Origin of the sequence: Methylophilus sp. (assembly GCF_035460085.1) — a bacterium.
Classification (GTDB): Bacteria; Pseudomonadota; Gammaproteobacteria; order Burkholderiales; family Methylophilaceae; genus Methylophilus.
On sequence record NZ_DATHWZ010000011.1, the window covers coordinates 19,937 to 37,580 of the forward strand.

The 17,644-nt window shown below is 50.1% G+C and carries 13 protein-coding genes; 5 read left to right on the forward strand and 8 right to left on the reverse strand.

Features of this window, described 5'->3' with window-relative positions:
- Nucleotides 1-2: 2 nt before the first annotated feature.
- Entirely contained in the window at nt 3-1,454 is a 1,452-nt protein-coding gene (locus VK958_RS01540; protein WP_325238492.1) for a M17 family metallopeptidase, read from the reverse strand.
- A gap of 305 nt (nt 1,455-1,759) precedes the next feature.
- Here VK958_RS01540 and aceE point away from each other — a divergent pair, with 305 nt between their 5' ends.
- Complete coding sequence (gene aceE / locus VK958_RS01545) at nt 1,760-4,429, forward strand: pyruvate dehydrogenase (acetyl-transferring), homodimeric type (protein WP_325238493.1); 2,670 nt, start codon at nt 1,760-1,762, stop codon at nt 4,427-4,429.
- A 58-nt stretch (nt 4,430-4,487) separates the two neighbouring features.
- The gene (gene aceF, locus VK958_RS01550) at nt 4,488-5,831 is read left to right on the forward strand and encodes a dihydrolipoyllysine-residue acetyltransferase (RefSeq protein WP_325238494.1); all 1,344 of its coding nucleotides are present in this window, start codon (nt 4,488-4,490) and stop codon (nt 5,829-5,831) included.
- A 45-nt stretch (nt 5,832-5,876) separates the two neighbouring features.
- On the opposite strand, the gene VK958_RS01555 is transcribed toward aceF, so the two are convergent.
- The 4 genes from VK958_RS01555 to VK958_RS01570 form a co-directional block, all read right to left on the reverse strand.
- Nucleotides 5,877-6,284 carry a gamma-glutamylcyclotransferase family protein gene (locus VK958_RS01555; RefSeq protein WP_325238495.1) on the reverse strand — a complete coding sequence of 136 codons (408 nt, stop codon included), beginning with the start codon at nt 6,282-6,284 and terminating at the stop codon, nt 5,877-5,879.
- Nucleotides 6,285-6,299: 15 nt separating this feature from the next.
- Nucleotides 6,300-7,388: a PA0069 family radical SAM protein gene (locus tag VK958_RS01560; protein WP_325238496.1), complete on the reverse strand. Its 1,089-nt coding sequence runs from the start codon at nt 7,386-7,388 to the stop codon at nt 6,300-6,302.
- 183 nt (nt 7,389-7,571) lie between these two features.
- Nucleotides 7,572-10,130, reverse strand: coding sequence for a glycosyltransferase (locus VK958_RS01565; protein ID WP_325238497.1), 2,559 nt, complete (start codon nt 10,128-10,130; stop codon nt 7,572-7,574).
- A 42-nt stretch (nt 10,131-10,172) separates the two neighbouring features.
- Complete coding sequence (locus VK958_RS01570) at nt 10,173-11,756, reverse strand: glycoside hydrolase family 17 protein (RefSeq protein WP_325238498.1); 1,584 nt, start codon at nt 11,754-11,756, stop codon at nt 10,173-10,175.
- A 61-nt stretch (nt 11,757-11,817) separates the two neighbouring features.
- Between VK958_RS01570 and VK958_RS01575 the strand changes: the two genes are divergently transcribed.
- The 3 genes from VK958_RS01575 to VK958_RS01585 all read left to right on the forward strand — a co-directional run bounded on the left by VK958_RS01575 (nt 11,818) and on the right by VK958_RS01585 (nt 15,010).
- Complete coding sequence (locus tag VK958_RS01575; protein ID WP_325238499.1) at nt 11,818-12,450, forward strand: hypothetical protein; 633 nt, start codon at nt 11,818-11,820, stop codon at nt 12,448-12,450.
- Between the two features lie 76 nt (nt 12,451-12,526).
- The gene (gene lpdA, locus VK958_RS01580; protein WP_325238500.1) at nt 12,527-14,323 is read left to right on the forward strand and encodes a dihydrolipoyl dehydrogenase; all 1,797 of its coding nucleotides are present in this window, start codon (nt 12,527-12,529) and stop codon (nt 14,321-14,323) included.
- Nucleotides 14,324-14,428: 105 nt separating this feature from the next.
- The gene (locus VK958_RS01585; protein WP_325238502.1) at nt 14,429-15,010 is read left to right on the forward strand and encodes a hypothetical protein; all 582 of its coding nucleotides are present in this window, start codon (nt 14,429-14,431) and stop codon (nt 15,008-15,010) included.
- 66 nt (nt 15,011-15,076) lie between these two features.
- Here VK958_RS01585 and VK958_RS01590 read toward each other — a convergent pair whose 3' ends face one another.
- From VK958_RS01590 to VK958_RS01600, 3 genes are read right to left on the reverse strand one after another with little or no spacing between them, the layout of a single operon-like run.
- Nucleotides 15,077-15,847 carry an SPOR domain-containing protein gene (locus VK958_RS01590; protein WP_325238503.1) on the reverse strand — a complete coding sequence of 257 codons (771 nt, stop codon included), beginning with the start codon at nt 15,845-15,847 and terminating at the stop codon, nt 15,077-15,079.
- Between the two features lie 2 nt (nt 15,848-15,849).
- Nucleotides 15,850-16,644, reverse strand: a complete 795-nt coding sequence (locus tag VK958_RS01595) for a type III pantothenate kinase (RefSeq protein WP_325238504.1) — start codon at nt 16,642-16,644, stop codon at nt 15,850-15,852.
- A complete protein-coding gene (locus tag VK958_RS01600) occupies nt 16,641-17,630 on the reverse strand; it encodes a biotin--[acetyl-CoA-carboxylase] ligase (RefSeq protein ID WP_325238505.1) in 990 nt (329 codons plus the stop codon). Before VK958_RS01600 ends, VK958_RS01595 begins: the two co-directional genes overlap by 4 nt.
- Nucleotides 17,631-17,644: the final 14 nt, after the last annotated feature.

The following is a 17,644-nucleotide window of genomic DNA, read 5'->3' on the forward strand; positions in this document are numbered from 1 at the left end:
CGCTATTTTGCAAGAAAGTCTTTTAACCATTGCAGGGTCAATGCAACACCAAAACCGTTGACCTCACTTGCAATTGCGCCTAACCCGTCTTTGTGCGCATAAGAAGACAGATCGACGTGACACCATGAGATGTCTTCTTCTATAAACTTACCCAGAAAGCGTGCCGCAATGATGTGATCGGCATCGCTCTCCAGGGTACATTGCTTGATATCCGCGATCTCACTATCGAGTTCACTGTCATAATCTTCAGCATACGGGAAAGCAACCAACCGTTCGCCGCTCGCTAAACCTGCGCTCACCATTTGTGTTGCGAATTCAGGTCGGTTAGCCACAATACCGCTCATGCGCGTGCCCAAAGCCGTTTGCATGCTACCGGTCAGCGTTGCGAAATCCAGCATGGCATCCGGCTTGTCTCTGCTTGCAAGTGTCAAGGTATCCGCCAGCACCATGCGCCCTTCGGCATCGGTGTGTACGATTTCTATGTTCATGCCGTTCAGGGCGGTGACTACATCATTTTGCTTGTAAGCGTTCGGGCCGATATGGTTTTGCGCCAGCGCCAGCCAGCAATCCACATTGACTGCTAATTGTTGCGCACTAATGGCCTGCAAAATGCCGACGGCCACGGCGCTGCCATTCATGTCCTGATGCATGCCCTGCATATATTTGGAAGACTTTAAATTATGGCCGCCGGTATCAAAACAAATACCCTTGCCCACTAATGCCAAGGTTTTCGACGCTTGCGCATGGCGGTAAGAAAGTTTCGCTATCGCCGCGTCCTGCGGTTCTGAACCTTGTGCGACTGCCACAAAAGCACCTGCACCCATGGCTTTCAATTGTTCGACATTCCATTCGGTATATTGCCAATCCTGCGCTGTTGCCAACGATTGCAAACGCTCCCTATATAACTTTGGCGTCTGCTGATTGGGTGGTGTCAATGTGAGGGTGCGGCACAAGGTGTTGGCGGCGGCTGTCGCCTCTACTTCAACAAGCCAAGGCATGGCATCTACACCAAACATGCAGATATCCTTTAATGCATTCAGTTTGGTTTTACGTTTGAGCGCCGGTAAATCCTGCGCATTGACCACCGCCACATAAGCAGCCTGCCTGGCGATAGCCTGTGGGGATTTTCCATCAATCGCAATCGCAAGTTTCGCCGGTCGTTCATCTGTTAAAGGTTTAACTGCTTGCCTGAGTAGAGTCTGCAGCTCAAAAACCGACTGTGTGCTTTTAAGCTGGACCAGGCTTACCAGCGCCCCATTTGAAAGCTCTACCGTCACTGGCTTATCGGCAATATCCTTAAGTGCAGATTGACTGCGTTTCAGTTTATTTTCCAGCGCGGTTTGAAATGGCATGGACGCTGGCAGTGCATCTACAAATACCAGTAACACATGCTGCGAAAACGCCAGTATGGCGGATTCTTCCAAGGCTGAATGATGAGACCAATTAATCTGCATAAAGTCAGAAAACACTCTTATATTAAATATTAATTAAACGTAGCAAATACCTGTAATCAGGCATTGTCAATTCAAGCAAAACTTGACCAAAAGCACTAAAAAAGAGACACTTACTACTGATTGAAAGGTTGGCCTCGCCATGACCATGGCGGCGCTCAACGTGATACCATTAAAACAACAAGTATCCGATTTCGGAATCCCTTCTTGGTAATCAACAATTGCTCAACTCTAGGTATTGGTACTTATGTAAGTACCTGGCTCTAGATTATACGCATAGCGACTTAAAACTCGGAGAATCCTCACGCATGGCAACGCATTCGCAAGCACACCTCAATGAAACTGATGCTCAAGAAACCCAGGAATGGTTAGACGCACTCAGCGCAGTTATTGAGAATGAAGGGCCAGAACGTGCCCACTTCCTGCTGGAAGCAATGATCGATCAGGCTCGCCGTTCCGGTGGCCACTTGCCGTACAAAGCAACAACTGCTTACGTCAATACTATCCCTACGCATTTGCAGGCCAAACTGCCTGGAGACCCGGAAATGGAGCGCCGTATCCGCGCCCTGATTCGCTGGAATTCGATCATGACAGTACTGCGCGCGAATGAGAAATCGCCAGGCATTGGTGGACATATCGCCAGCTTCCAGTCTGCTGCCACATTGTATGACGTGGCATTTAACCATTTTTTCCGTGCAGCGAATGAAAGTTTCGGCGGCGACTGTGTCTATTTCCAGGGCCATTCATCACCAGGCGTTTACGCACGCGCTTTCCTGGAAGGCCGTATTAGCGAAGAGCAAATGGATAATTTCCGCCAGGAAACCGGCGGCAATGGCTTATCCAGCTACCCTCATCCATGGTTGATGCCAGATTTCTGGCAGTTTCCTACCGTGTCTATGGGCCTGGGGCCATTGGCTGGCATTTACCAGGCGCGCTTCCTCAAGTATCTGCACAATCGCGGCATTGCAGATACCGCTGACCGCAAAGTGTGGGTATTCTGCGGTGATGGCGAGATGGATGAGCCGGAATCACAAGGCGCCATTTCATTAGCTGCACGTGAAGGTCTGGACAACCTGATTTTCGTGATCAACTGTAACCTGCAGCGCCTGGATGGCCCGGTACGTGGCAATGGCAAGATCATTCAGGAACTGGAATCCAACTTCCGTGGCGCCGGCTGGAATGCCATTAAAGTGATCTGGGGGTCTTACTGGGATCCGTTGCTGGCGATGGACAAAGATGGCCTGCTGCGTAAACGCATGGAAGAGTGCGTGGATGGTGAATACCAGAACTTCAAGCAAAAAGGTGGCGCTTACACGCGTGAGCACTTCTTCGGCAAATATCCTGAACTGCGTGAAATGGTGGCTGCCATGTCTGACGCAGACATCTGGCGCCTGAATCGTGGTGGCCATGATCCGCATAAAGTGTTTTCTGCCTATGACGCAGCAGTGAACCACAAAGGTCAGCCAACCGTGATACTGGCCAAAACCGTTAAAGGTTATGGCATGGGTGATGCGGGCGAAGGCCAGAACACGACTCACCAGCAAAAGAGCATGGACATTAGTTCCTTGAAAGCTTTCCGTGACCGTTTTGATCTGGCATTGACTGATGAACAGGTAGAAAACCTGTCCTACTACCATCCTGGCGAAGATAGCCCGGAAATCAAATACATGATGGAACGCCGTGCCGCACTGGGTGGGTTTGTACCTGCACGTCGCCGTAAGGGTAACGAACTAACGGTACCTGAACTTTCCGCATTCGAAAACATGTTGGGCGCAACGGGTGAGCGTGAGATTTCTACCACCATGGCGTTTGTACGTATTCTGTCGACGCTGGTGCGTGACAAACAGATTGGCAAATATGTGGTGCCTATCGTTCCGGATGAAGCGCGTACCTTTGGTATGGAAGGCATGTTCCGCCAATTGGGCATCTACTCTTCTGTCGGTCAGCTTTACGAACCACAGGATTCTGACCAGGTGATGTTCTACAAGGAATCACAAAGCGGCCAGATCCTGGAAGAAGGCATTAACGAAGCCGGTTCATTTGCCAGTTGGCTGGCTGCCGCGACGTCTTACAGCGTCACTGGCACGCAGATGATCCCGTTCTACATTTACTACTCCATGTTCGGTTTCCAGCGTATCGGTGACTTTGCCTGGGCCGCTGGGGACAGCCGCGCACGTGGCTTCTTGCTGGGCGCTACCGCTGGCCGTACCACATTGAACGGTGAAGGCTTGCAGCATGAAGATGGCCATAGCCACCTGATGTCAGCCACCATTCCGAACTGCGTGAGCTACGATCCGACCTTCTCTTACGAGTTGGCCGTGATCATCCAGGAAGGTATGCGCCGTATGGTGCAAAATCAGGAAGATGTGTATTACTACATCACCCTGATGAACGAAAACTATACACACCCTGCCATGCCGGAAGGCAGTGCCGAAGGCATCCTGAAAGGCATGTACAGCTTCAGTAAATCCAAAGCCAAAGGCCCGAAAGTACAGCTGATGGGTTCCGGCGTGATTTTGCGCGAAGTGATTGCTGCGGCCGAGTTGCTGGAAAAAGACTGGGGTGTCTCTGCCGACATCTGGAGCGTGACCAGCTTCACTGAACTACGTCGTGACGGGATTGATGCCGAGCGCAAAAATCTGCTCAATCCTGAAGCCAAACCGACATTGAGTTACGTGGCCCAATCCCTGGCGAAAGCAGAAGGCCCTGTGATTGCGTCTACCGATTACATGCGCTCATTTGCTGACCAGATCCGTAACTTCGTGCCTAACCGTTTTGTGACATTAGGTACCGACGGTTATGGCCGCTCTGACTCACGTGAAGCGTTGCGTAGCTTCTTTGAAGTGGATCGTTACTACGTGGTACTAGCTGCGCTGAAAGCCCTGGCTGACGATGGCAAAGTACCAGCCGGCAAAGCGACTGAAGCGATCAAGAAATACAATATTGATATCAGCCGCGCAAACCCGACAACGATTTAATGAATGATATCGGTACTGCACGCTGTTGCAGCACCGCGTTTTTATAAAGGTTTAATACATGAGCTTAAAAGAAGTTCTCGTACCAGATATCGGCAACTTTGACACGGTAGACGTCATTGAAGTCCTGGTCAGCGTCGGTGACACGGTCGCCAAAGAAGATTCTTTGATTACCGTTGAATCTGACAAAGCCTCGATGGATATCCCCTCCTCTCTGGCGGGTGTGGTCAAGGAAATCCACATCAACGTGGGTGACAAAACCAAGCAAGGCGCCCTGATCATCACGCTGGATACTGCTGGCGAAGCGGCCCCTGCCGAGAAGCCCGCACCACAACCAACCGCAACGCCAGTGGTTGCGACTGTGAAAGTGGATGAAAAAACCGTAGCGATTCCCGAGCCTACCCGCCCGGTGGCTGAAGCGCCTAAAGTCGTACAACCACAATCAACACCTAATCCAGTGGCTGAGTCCAGCGTAGCATCTTCCGGCAAGCTGGCACACGCCAGCCCATCGGTACGCAAATTTGCGCGTGAACTAGGTGTAAACCTGTCATTGGTTAAAGCAACCGGTCCCAAGAACCGTATTGTGCAAAGTGACGTGCAAGGTTATGTCAAAGGCGAATTGTCAAAACCTCGTTCAGAGAATATGGGCGTTGGTACAGGCTTAAGTACCTTACCTATGCCGGTGATCGATTTCAGCCAGTTCGGTGCGATTGAAAGCAAACCGCTGTCACGCATCAAAAAACTGTCTGGTGCCAACTTGCACCGCAACTGGGTCACTGCGCCGCATGTCACCCAATTTGATGAAGCCGATATTACCGACCTGGAAGACTTCCGCAAGTCCATGCTGGTTGAAGCTGAAAAACGCGGCGTGAAATTGACCCTGCTGGCTTTCCTGATGAAAGCGGTGGTCAATGCATTGCGCACTTACCCTAACTTTAATGCGTCGCTGTCACCAGAAGGTGATAGCCTGATCCTCAAGCAATACTACAATATCGGTTTTGCCTGCGATACGCCTGATGGATTGGTGGTGCCAGTGGTACGTGACGTCAACCAGAAAGACGTGATGGACATTGCCCGCGACCTGGCTGACCTGTCAGCCAAAGCACGCGAACGCAAGCTGAAGGTCGAGGAAATGCAAGGCGGCTGCTTTACCATTTCCAGCCTGGGCGGTATCGGTGGCACCATGTTCACCCCTATCATCAACTGCCCTGAAGTCGCGATCCTCGGTGTTTCCCGTGCAGCTATGCAGCCGGTCTATAACAAAGACTCCGGCGGCTTTGATCCACGCCTGATCATGCCACTGTCACTGTCATACGATCACCGTGTGATTGATGGGGCGGATGGGGCAAGGTTCACCAGCCATCTGCGCGTGATGCTGAGTGATGTAAGACGCTTACTTCTCTAACTCTTGAGCAATAAAATAAAGGGCGCTTGAAGCGCCCTTTATTTTTTAGCGACTCAGAGACCGCATAAAATCACCTTCAGGAATATACTTTTTATCTTCAACTGACCATTGATATAAGTAAATCCAGACTGACTCGTAAACCCTGCCATTTATGGCTTTGATGGCTGTGGATATCCGCGTATATTCAGCCGGTTGAGTATGATGCTCAGCACATTCCTCATAATCATCCAGTCTCTTGAGCATGGCTTCGGTATCACTTAACTTGTACACCTCACCATAAATACGGTCGCTATCATCTTCTGATGCAATTACGCCCGGATAATAGGTGATCTGATACATACGTCCCTGAAACCAGCCATCAGCAATGAACACGGCATGGCTGGCGAGATACTGCGCCATCGCATTCACATTCCCTTTACGCAAAGTTCCATACACAAATAATAAATCACTCACGGCAGTGATCAATCTTTAAAACAAGGCCATTTGCGCACTTCTGGATTGTAGCTGCCAGGCAGCGGGCACTTGAAATAAATCTGTGCGAAAGCCAGTGCGTTCACCTGACATGCCCAGTTTTTGGCAACTTAACTTAAAACGGTTCGCCAGCAAGTCAGCGAAAATACCCTCTCCGCGCATGCGTTTGCCAAACTCACTTTGATAGGTTTTCCCGCCCCGGCTTTGTTTTACCAGGCTCATCACATGCTGTGCTTTCATAGGAAAATATTGCTGTAGCCATTCTTCAAACAAGGTGGTCAGTTCATGCGGCAGACGCAGAAACACATAACCGGCTTTTCTCGCGCCTGCCTGATACGCCTTTTGCAGAATATGTTCCATGTCACTATCCGTTAAGGCAGGAATGACAGGCGCCACCATCACGCCGGTAGGGATGCCGGCCTCACTCAGCTTACGCAAGGTCTCAAAGCGGCGTTCTGGCGCAGCAGCGCGCGGTTCCAGGCGGCGTGCAATTTTCCTGTCCAATGTCGTGATGCTTAGATAAATGCTGGCCAGGCCTTTAGCGGCCATAGGCGCTATCAAATCAATATCGCGTTCGACCAATGCTGATTTGGTAACCAGGCTGAAAGGATGATTGGCTTCACTGAGAGCCTGGATCACCTGGCGGGTGAGTTGATATTCGCGTTCAATAGGCTGGTAGCCATCGGTATTCATCGCCAGTGCAATAGGTGCACATTTGTATTTGGGGCTTGCCAGCTCTTTTTTAAGCAGCTCGACCACATCCGGTTTCATCAGTAACTTTGTCTCGAAATCAAGGCCTGGTGACATGCCTAAAAAAGCATGCGTAGGACGTGCGTAGCAGTAAATGCAGCCATGCTCGCAACCCCGGTATGGGTTGAGGGTACGGTCAAAAGGCAGGTCTGGCGACTGGATATAGTTGATGACTGACTTGCTGGCATCCAGGCTCACCTCTGTGCGTAATAGCGGTGCTTCTTCATCCAGGCTGCCCCAGCCATCATCCAATGACTCACGGGTAAAAGACTCGAATCGGCTAACCTGGTTGCTGCTGGCCGCGCGACCTTTATAGATAAGAGGTTTTTCATTCATAGAATATCATCCTGAAAAAAGGCCTCTGACAAAATGCTATTCGTTGTTGTTTTTAACCTGCCAAAACCTTAAGTTAAATAGAACGTTAATCGATTGTTGAAATCGATTAACGTTATTCCGAGATCACATTTATTTCTAAACGATGAGCATTAGACTGAAATCGATAGGGCGTTTTCCGTATTCCTAACGCTTTTCTGAAATCCACTGACAAGCTACTGCGCTCCAGTAAGGTAACGATTGCAATGCCAGCATGGAAACCCATAATTGCGCATCCAGATTACTGAATCCACGCGCGTACAACATGGCTGAACCACTTAAAACCAGCAGAATCAGAATCATTAATTCTTCTTTGATAGGGTCTATCAATTGCCAGTTGCTGAGTTTGCCTTTGGTTTTGTTAGTGACCACGAACACACCTGCTTTGTGGGTCAGGCCGCCGATAATGCCTCTGGCAATGGCATGTGATAAACCGAGACTGGCCAGTGAAGCACCAAAAATATCGGTCCAGCTGCAATGCATGGTTTTACGGTAAAGCACCGGTCCCAGAAACGCCTTGATCGCCAGGAAGCATAAAATCGGCACAATCATGACCACCACTGGCAAGCTGAAATGCTTGGGGAATACCAGCATGGCAACGGTCCATAACACAGAACCAAGGGTGAATATCAGCTGCAGGGCTTCGCCGAACCAGCCAAACCAGCCAGTGAGAAAGTGGTAGCGCTGGCTAAAATCCAGGGTCGATTTACCCAGCAGTTTCGGCATATGGTGCTTGAGAATCTGCATGGCGCCGAAAGCCCAGCGGTTACGCTGCGATTTCAGTGCCTTGAAGTTAGCCGGAGTCAGGCCGCGGCCAAACGTTTCATCGATATAGCGCAACTCCATCTTGTTTTCGAGCAGGCGCAAACCGAGTTCAGTATCTTCACAAATACACCATTCAGACCAGCCACCCAGGGTTTGTAACGACTCACGGCGGATCAGCGTCATGGTGCCGTGCTGTATCAGCGCATTGCGTTCATGGCGGTGATGCATGCCGATGCGGAAAAAGCCTTCGAACTCCCAGTTACACATGCGATGGAAAAACTGGTTCTCCCATTCACGGTGCGCCTGCGGTGCCTGTACCACAGCCACTTGTGTCTCACGGAAATGCGGCACCAGGTCAGACAACCAATCCGTTGTTACCACATAGTCTGCATCGACCACGCCTACGACTTGTGCATCGGGATGCGTTTTATCCAGTGCGAAATTCAAGGCACCGGCTTTAAAGCCAGGCCACGAAGGCAAGTGATAAAAATGGAAGTTGTCCGGCATGGTGGCCATGTAGGCCTCAAGCGGTTTCCACTTGGCCTCATCCTTGGTGTTGTTATCCACAACGATCACTTCGTAACGGGTGTATTTCAGGTTACGCAGGCTATCGATGGTCGCAATCACCATATCGGGCGGCTCGTTGTAACAGGCCAGATGGATAGAAACAAACAACTCTTCATTGGCAGGCAAAGGCGTGGCACGTTTGAATAAACGTCGCCATTGTGGCTTGAACATCACCTCGCTGAACTCTGCAGCATAGATCATCAACACCATCGAAGTGAGTGCAATGGCTAAAATCAGGCCTATCAGCACCACGAAATCGCGCAGGGTATAGTAGTAATCTCCCGGCAGGTTCCAAGCGATAGTGAGTGTGGTGATACACGCCTGGAACAAGATCGCCATCGACAACACGCCGCCTATGCCCCAGTGCTTGAAGCGCCAGGCGATAAACATCATAGGGATAAACGCCAAGACTGTTGACCAGGTGGCTTTAGCAATCCAGCGTGTATTCGGCGGCACTGCACCTTGTAAAGAATATTTTTGATGGCGGTCAGCGTTATACATGCCCCAATAAGCACCCGCCCACCCTTCCAGCGCGACTTTCCATGGCTGGTCGAAAGCTTCCATCAGGTAAAAATCAAGGTCCTCAATCGAATTACGCGCCAGAAACTCACGGATAAAACGCGCCTGATTCACCTCGCTGGCGACAGAGGCACCGATGGAAGGCCCACGACTAGGCCAGCCCACCTCGGTGATCACAATTTTCTTACGTGGGAAAGCCGCCATCAACTGGTTATAACGCTCGATGGTGTATTGCACCGCGCCTTCAACGGGGACGCCTTCGTGGTAGGGCAGCAAATGCACTGCGATGTAATCTACGTGTTTGACCAGCTCTGGGTGCTTGAGCCATACGTGCCAAGGCTCAGCTGTAGAGACTGGGACGGTGCTATGCTCGCGGACAAAATCAAGGTATTTGATCAATGCTTCAGTTGGCAAATCGTTACGAAGCAACGACTCGTTACCGACGATGACGCGATCTATGTTGCTGTAGTTTTCGATCTTCTCAAGCAACGCTGACACTTCACGCGTGTTTTTGGCACCATCGGTATCAATCCAGGCCCCGGCAATGACCTTCATATTCCTTCTGGAAGCCAGTGGAATGGTCTCATTCAAATCAAGTGAAGAATACATACGAATATGTTTCGTATGTTTGGACATCAGGTCCAGATCTTCTGCCAGTTCTGCAGTGTTCGGGTGTTGCCCATCCAGTGGACTCTGGTTGCCGCGATAGCCACTGTAGGCGAAGCCATTCACAGCGGGCTTGACATTGATCAGTGGTAAAGCGCGGTTAGTCAACGCCCAAAGCCCAAAATGCAATGCAGAAAACAGAATGGCAAATACCAGGCCAGGAACCAGTTTTTTAAACCAAGAAACCATCACTTATTACACCTTCTTAAACAATTCGTTTTTTATCACAGATCAAGCGCAGTCGGCTTTGTGGCCGAGCTGCATGCTTTTGGCCGGTAGTACAAACAATGCCAGGCCACACACCGCGCCCCACCACCAGGCTGTGAGATTGCCAGGCTCCATCATCGCCACTGCTACAGAGAGATTGGCCGCTAGCAACACCATCACCACGGTGAACCAGATACCTGTCTGACGCCCAGGTACAAAAGTCGCCTGAGATTGTTCTACAGTGAACAGCGAAATCAGCAGGGCAATCAAGGGTAGCCATGACAGAATTAACGGGAAATTCAGATAACGCCCATCAAAAGCTAATCCGGCACTGGTCACAAACAACCCTATCGCAAACAGTCGCAACAGGCATTGCTCAATACACGACTTAGGAGCTAACCCTAACCAATGCCGCAGTTGCAGTAATACTAATCCCCAGCCTAGCAGGACAAACCCGCCTAAAGCAGCAAATTCTAATGTATTGCGTGCGGCCAGTTGCACATAATCCACCTGTAAAAAACCGTGCAGGCCTACACCGGCAGCGACTACGCCCAACAAGGCTTTCTGGCTATTCGGTAATTGTTTATGAAATCCCCAACCGGCAGCACCCGCCGCTAAAACCAAGGCGATGATATAAGGCACCCAGCCATCAGAGCGTTCTGATACTGGACCTTGCAAATTGAATTTTGGTTGCAACTGGTCATTAAAGATACCCCAGAAACCTCCTACCGTGCCTTCCAGTTCACGCTTCCATGGTTGGTCCATCGCCTCGATAATATTGTATTGCCAGCCGGTTTGCTTGGCAGCGTGTAAAAATCCCCGTATATATACTACCTGGTTTACCACACTAGGTTTCGCGCGGAAACGTTGGCGACCTTGCGAAGGCCAACCGGTTTCACCTATCACCAATGGTTTTTTGAACACAGTGCCCAAGTGCCCCATGACTGATGCCGTATGGGCAACGGCCTGGTCAATGGCCACTGGTTTGTCTTCCCAGTAAGGAAGAATATGCACAGTCACGAAATCGACCTCTTGTTCGAGTGTCGGATACTTCAACCAGTATTCCCAAACATCCGCATAGGTCAAAGGCACTTTGGTACGCTCTTTTGCCCATTGCAGGTATTCATGCATTTTGGCTTCGGTCTGCTCGCCACGCAATAACACTTCGTTACCGACCACCAGGCCACGTACAGTGTCAGGATATTGATTTGCCTGTTGCACTGCCAGCTCAAGCTCTTTCCTATTGTCGGCATCTACCCAACCAACCCATGCACCAAGAATCACCTGCATGCCAAATTTTTGCGCTGCCTTGGGCACATAATCCAGCCCTTGCGAGACAGAGTAAGTGCGTATGCACTTGGTTACTTTGGAGATCGCTTGCAGATCCTGTTCAATCTGCACTGGGTCCACAAAAGTATCTTTATGTGTGGGATTCATTCCGGGCTTGTAATAAGGTGCATATGACACACATTGCAGCGGGAGAACGTCTGAAGGCACTTCAATTAATGACTGCGGTTGTTGCAACCGCCATACATAAATGACTGTTCCAATCAAAAACAGACTTGCCCAAAATAACGCTGGAATACGATAAAACAAACGTTGCATCATAGATATTCTGAAAGCAGACTCTTGAATATAGAGCCTGTATTCTCTCACAAATATTCGAACCATGCGTCCTACAAGCCATTCCTACAAAGGCTATATTGGCAAAAGAGACTTGGTGATTTTGGCAATTGGAATTATGATGAAACGATATTCACAAAGTACCGTTAAAACGACGTACTTTGAAACATTTTCTCGCCTAAACAACTATCTCAGAAGTCATATGAACGTTAAATCCTGTTTGACAGCACTTGCTTTGCTATCTGTTTTTTCAATATCAGCTTCAGCTGCCCCAGCGTCTAGTACCGATTACAGCGGTGAATACCTTTGCAAAGGGAATAACATCACTGTAGGTGATTACGAGGTAACGATTTATCTGAAAAAAAACCGGCGTAACAGCACGGCGCTGATTGCGGTTTACGACCTGGCAACACACACCGAAAACAAGCAAAGCTATACCGGGCAAGCCATTACCCGTGGTAGGCAACTTGCCATGACATTTAAACTATCGGATGCAAAATTTGCCGAATTCTCTACCGGCCTTGGCCAATTTACCAAAGTAGGCAAGCTCTGGTCATTCAAGAATGACTATTATGAGCCTGATGATACCGGCGGCAATTACGGTCATGAGACGTGCACCCAAAAACCGATCATCCTTTCAGCACCAGCCAATGGAAAAATTCCGCTGACTAACCGCTAAGCCAGCTGAACACGCTAAAACTGATATCTTTTTTTTGGTGTTAAAATAGCAAAATTCTTCTGAACATAAGGTTTTCATGAGTCAAATGGTTGAAGTAGTGGTGCCGGATATCGGCAATTTTGACAGCGTCGATGTCATCGAAGTGCTGGTCGCCGTGGGCGACACTATCGCTAAAGAAGATTCACTGGTGACGGTCGAATCTGACAAAGCTTCCATGGATATCCCCTCTTCCCATGCGGGAGTTGTTAAAGAACTGAAAATAGCAGTAGGCGATAAGGTTGCCAAAGGCAGCCTGATTTTACTGCTGGAAAACGCCACCTCGGTTGCTACTGAAAACCAAGCTGCCACACAAGCTGCCACACAAGCTCCGGCAGCAGCTCCTGCGCCGCAAACTGCTCCAGCGCCTGCCGAGACCAGATCAGCAGCTCCCCAACCTGCAGTTGCCGCAGGCAACAATGATATTACCTGTCAGGTAATGGTGTTAGGCTCAGGGCCTGGCGGTTATACGGCCGCTTTCCGTGCCGCTGATCTGGGCTTGAACGTGGTACTGATTGAACGCTATCCAACCCTGGGTGGTGTTTGCCTGAATGTCGGATGCATCCCCTCTAAAGCGCTTTTACATACTGCCAAGGTCATTACTGAAGCTGAAGAAACCGAACACCACGGGCTCAGCTTCGGCAAACCGGATATTGACCTGGATAAACTGCGTAACTGGAAAGCCAATGACGTGGTCGGTAAACTAACCGGTGGCCTGGCACAAATGGCCAAGGCACGTAACGTCACTGTCTTGACCGGTCTCGGTAAATTCACCAGCACGAATCAGATTGCGGTGACAGCAGATGACGGAAAAACAACTTTGGTTGGTTTTGAAAATGCCATCATTGCCGCTGGCTCGCAGGCTACCAAATTCCCTGGCGCGCCAGATGACGCACGTATCATGAATTCCACCGGTGCATTGGCACTGGCTGATATTCCTGGCCGCATGCTTGTGATTGGCGGCGGCATTATCGGCCTTGAGATGGGCACAGTGTATGACGCGCTGGGTACCAAAGTCAGCGTCGTTGAATTTATGGATGGCCTGATTACCGGTTGTGACCGTGACCTCGTTCGCCCATTGCAAAAGCGCATGGAAAAACGATTTGAAAGCATCATGCTTTCGACAAAAGTGTCCAGGATTGAAGCCAAACCTGATGGTATTTATGTAGATTTTGAAGGGGCTAACGCGCCTAAAGAAACCCAGAAATATGACCGCGTGCTGGTTTCTATCGGCCGCCGTCCAAACGGTAAGAATATAGGCGCTGAAAATGCCGGTGTTGCTGTTGATGACCGCGGCTTTATCGCTGTTGATAAACAAATGCGTACCAATGTCCCGCATATATTCGCGATCGGCGACATCGTTGGCCAACCGATGCTGGCTCACAAAGCCACGCATGAGGCCAAAGTAGCCGCTGAAGTGATTGCCGGTCATAAAGTTGAATTTGTTGCCAGTGTCATTCCATCAGTCGCTTATACTGACCCTGAAGTGGCATGGGTAGGCCTGACAGAAACTGAAGCCAAGGCTAAAGGCATCGAATACGAGAAAGCCAGCTTCCCATGGGCAGCCAGTGGCCGTGCCATATCTATCGCCCGTACTGAAGGCGCGACCAAGCTGATTTTCGATAAAGACACCCATCGCGTGATTGGTGCCGGTATTGTTGGCATCAACGCAGGTGAATTACTGGCTGAAGCAGTATTAGCTATTGAGATGGGTGCCGATGCGCATGATCTGGGTTTGACTATTCACGCACATCCTACCCTGTCGGAAACAGTATGTTTTGCCGCTGAACTGAAAGAAGGCACAATTACGGATATGTTGCCACCTAAAAAGCGCTAAACCAACCCCATCAAATGGCTTTTAACTAGTGCATTCAAAGTACTCCCAATATAATAGTTAACCCTTGGCAACAAGGGTTAACTAAAAACAAAAACAGGGAGACATATGAAATTTCATCACACTTTTTTAGTGATGGCATCCAGCATCGCATTCACCGGCTGCGCCTCTATCACCAAAGATTCAAATCAACCGATTCGCGTTGAAACCTACAATCAACAAAACACCATGGTAGAAGACGTTACCTGTACCGCCAAAAACGAACGCGGCGAATGGTCTACCAAAACTCCCGGCAGTTTAGTGGTCCACCGTTCTGGGCAAAATTTGGAAGTCCGGTGTCATAAAGAGCATTTCGCTACCGGTTTTGCGACACTGGTTTCAAGAGCCAATGGCGGGATGTGGGGCAATATCCTGTTTGGCGGTGGTATCGGCGCGATTGTTGATCACAACAAAGGCACTGCCTACAGCTATCCAGACTGGGTGAAAGTCATACTCGGTGACAACCTGGTATTTGATCGCAAGCATAATGTCGACAACCAAATGATGACTGGTTTGGCAGCGACTGGCGAAGCACTCAAAAAGATTGAGGCTGACAAGAAAAAGGAAGAAGAGGAAGCAAAAAAACTGGCGGAAGAAACGCCACTCGCGCCTCAACCTCAGCAGGTGACTTCACCTGCCGACATTAAGTAATTTTAATAAATTAAAGCCCGCAGTTGCGGGCTTTAATTATTAGCCTCACCGGCTTGTTCTGAACTATTACAGACAAGGTATCTCTTTAAGTACGGCATCCGGGAATTGCGACTGTGATTTCTGCAAAGTAGCAAATTGCTGGGCATTTACGTGTTGCAGTTTAATTGCGGCTTGCCCTTGCCCACCGTTACGGGTGGATTTAATCAGTAACCTGACCCCTTTGGCTTTCAGGTCTTCCATCAATTTATCAGCCAGTTTTTCGTCGCGAAATACACCGAAGGAAATAGCATTACGCCATTTCGGGTCGTCCTGCACAATAAAAAAGTCTTCAACCCCCAGCTTGCGTAGCTCATCTGCCTTGGTTTGCGCAGCTTCTGCCGAGGCCATAGGGGGTTTATAAATCCAGTAGCGGATATTTTCCGGGCCGTATACAGTTTGGCCAACCTGCGTTTTGATCTCTAACTGTTGCGCTAAGTTGACGGCTTCGTTGACCCTGGCGGTATTAAAACTGCTCCATTCATAACAGGTGCCTGCCACTACCGGGCGTGTCTCCGCCGTTTTAACCGGCTCTTTTTTGCCATCAGTGTTGGTTTCAGGAACGGACGCATTGGAAGTAGTTTTTTCATCGGGCTGCGGGCTGGCAATCAGTGAAGTGTCTTGTGCCGGAGCAACCGTGCGTTTGGGATATGTTTCCACCGCACTGGCATTGAGTAACTTGATTTGTTCAGGATGTATTTCAGGTTTAAGGCTACTCACTTCGGGTGATAAGGCATCGCGCTTAAAGTAGGCAAATACGACCACATTGAGCAACAGCAGTATCCAGAATAATCTTTTCATTGTTATATACTTTCAGCCAAACAGGCCAGCCCCTTTAATACCAGATTATCCACAATAATGGCCTGCAATGACAATGCATCCGGCAAATATCTCTGCAAGGTCATCGCATCACCGCCACTTAATATCAGTGCAGGCTGACGCCCGTCGGTCATGGCCCGCAGTTGCATAAACTGGCTAACCATCGGCGAGATCAACGCCTGCACGCAACCGGCCCACATCGCCTGCTGGCTGTTGCGGGCAAAGCCATTGGCTAGCCCGGTATTATGTGGATACTCATAAGCCAACTGTGCGGTGTTCTGCTGCAAACTTTGCCACATCAGGTTCAACCCCGGCTGTATGCTGCCTCCGGCAAAAGTGGCAGACCGCTCTTCAGCTTCAGCTTGTATCACCAGGGCATCCATGGTCAACGCCGTGCCCGCCGTCACCACTAGCGCATCCTGTTTATGCAACCGCCATACGGCCAGCAAACTGCACCAGCGGTCGCTGCCTAATTGCGCTGGCATGCTGTAACTGTTATTCAACCCTAATATACTTGGCGACGCTTTGATCACGGTTACTTTATCTTTCACAGTATCCAGTGACTGCAGCCAGCCTGCACCCGCCACATTGCTGACCCAGATTTCATCGGCTTGGCAAAGTGCTGCTTGTAGCGCCTGGCTATCCGGGCACAGGTTATCCTGCAACCACAACTGATTTTCCAAGGCGACCATTTGCAAATGCATATCCAGCGCCAGTGGATTTTCGGGAAACCATGCCCATTTGGTACGCGTATTACCTGCATCAATCAGCAGCTTCATGCGGCACTCCGCACACTGATCTCACCCGAATTAAATCGTTGGTGACCATTGGCTGTTTCCACCAGCAAGCTGCCCTCATCCGCCACGCCGATCACTTGTCCCGGCACCACTTGCCCATTCGCCATCAACAGATTCACTGCTTGCTGGTGAAAGGCGTGATGCGTTGTCCAGGTTTCCTGGAAATAGGCAAACCCGTGCTCGGCAAACAGGTTTAAATGTAATGCCAGCCCAGCCAGGCAGCGACCTAGCAATTCATTTGCATTCAAGGCTTGTCCGCCTAACTGGTTCAGGCCCAGCACCGGCTGTTCAATCTGCTGGCGCATGGCCTGCTCGATTTCAAGATTGAGGCCTATGCCGATCACCGCCGCGCTAGGCCCTTCCATATCGCCTTGCAACTCGATCAGGATACCGCCCAGTTTATGCCACCGCCCCTGATACATCACCACTAGATCATTCGGCCATTTCAGTTGCACGTCCTTCAAGTCGATCTCATGCAACGCCTGCAACAGCGCCAGGCCAATCACCAGGCTTAACCCGGACAATCCGGCCGCACCACATTGGAATCGCCACAACAGTGAAAAGGTCAGGCTACCGCCCAATTGGGACAACCAGCTACGGCCACGACGGCCACGACCGGAAGTTTGAATTTGCGCCACAGCACAGGTGCCATGCGCCACACCGCGCGCACTTTCCTGCATCAGGTAGCGATTGGTCGAATCGACTTGCGCCAGCACCTGCAAGTGAAACCATGGTGCATACTCGCCACAGGCTTGCAAGATTGCCTCTGCATCCAGCAACGTTACAGGTGTGGGCAAACGATAGCCGCGACCACGCACAGAAAAAACCGTAATCCCCAATGCCTGTGCCGCCTGGATGGCGTTATATACCGTGGCGCGCGTGACACCAAACTGCTGGGCCAGGGCTTCACCGGAGTGAAACTTGCCATCAGCCAATACCGCCAGAATCGGAAATGCCAGCTTGTTCATGGAATTATTTTTTT

Coding starts and splice junctions, on each gene's coding strand:
- VK958_RS01540 (WP_325238492.1), bottom strand. CDS start 1,454: ATGCAGATTAATTGGTCTCATCATTCAGCCTTGGAAGAATCCGCCATA.
- aceE (WP_325238493.1), top strand. CDS start 1,760: ATGGCAACGCATTCGCAAGCACACCTCAATGAAACTGATGCTCAAGAA.
- aceF (WP_325238494.1), top strand. CDS start 4,488: ATGAGCTTAAAAGAAGTTCTCGTACCAGATATCGGCAACTTTGACACG.
- VK958_RS01560 (WP_325238496.1), bottom strand. CDS start 7,388: ATGAATGAAAAACCTCTTATCTATAAAGGTCGCGCGGCCAGCAGCAAC.
- VK958_RS01565 (WP_325238497.1), bottom strand. CDS start 10,130: ATGGTTTCTTGGTTTAAAAAACTGGTTCCTGGCCTGGTATTTGCCATT.
- VK958_RS01570 (WP_325238498.1), bottom strand. CDS start 11,756: ATGATGCAACGTTTGTTTTATCGTATTCCAGCGTTATTTTGGGCAAGT.
- VK958_RS01575 (WP_325238499.1), top strand. CDS start 11,818: ATGCGTCCTACAAGCCATTCCTACAAAGGCTATATTGGCAAAAGAGAC.
- lpdA (WP_325238500.1), top strand. CDS start 12,527: ATGAGTCAAATGGTTGAAGTAGTGGTGCCGGATATCGGCAATTTTGAC.
- VK958_RS01585 (WP_325238502.1), top strand. CDS start 14,429: ATGAAATTTCATCACACTTTTTTAGTGATGGCATCCAGCATCGCATTC.
- VK958_RS01590 (WP_325238503.1), bottom strand. CDS start 15,847: ATGAAAAGATTATTCTGGATACTGCTGTTGCTCAATGTGGTCGTATTT.
- VK958_RS01595 (WP_325238504.1), bottom strand. CDS start 16,644: ATGAAGCTGCTGATTGATGCAGGTAATACGCGTACCAAATGGGCATGG.
- VK958_RS01600 (WP_325238505.1), bottom strand. CDS start 17,630: ATGAACAAGCTGGCATTTCCGATTCTGGCGGTATTGGCTGATGGCAAG.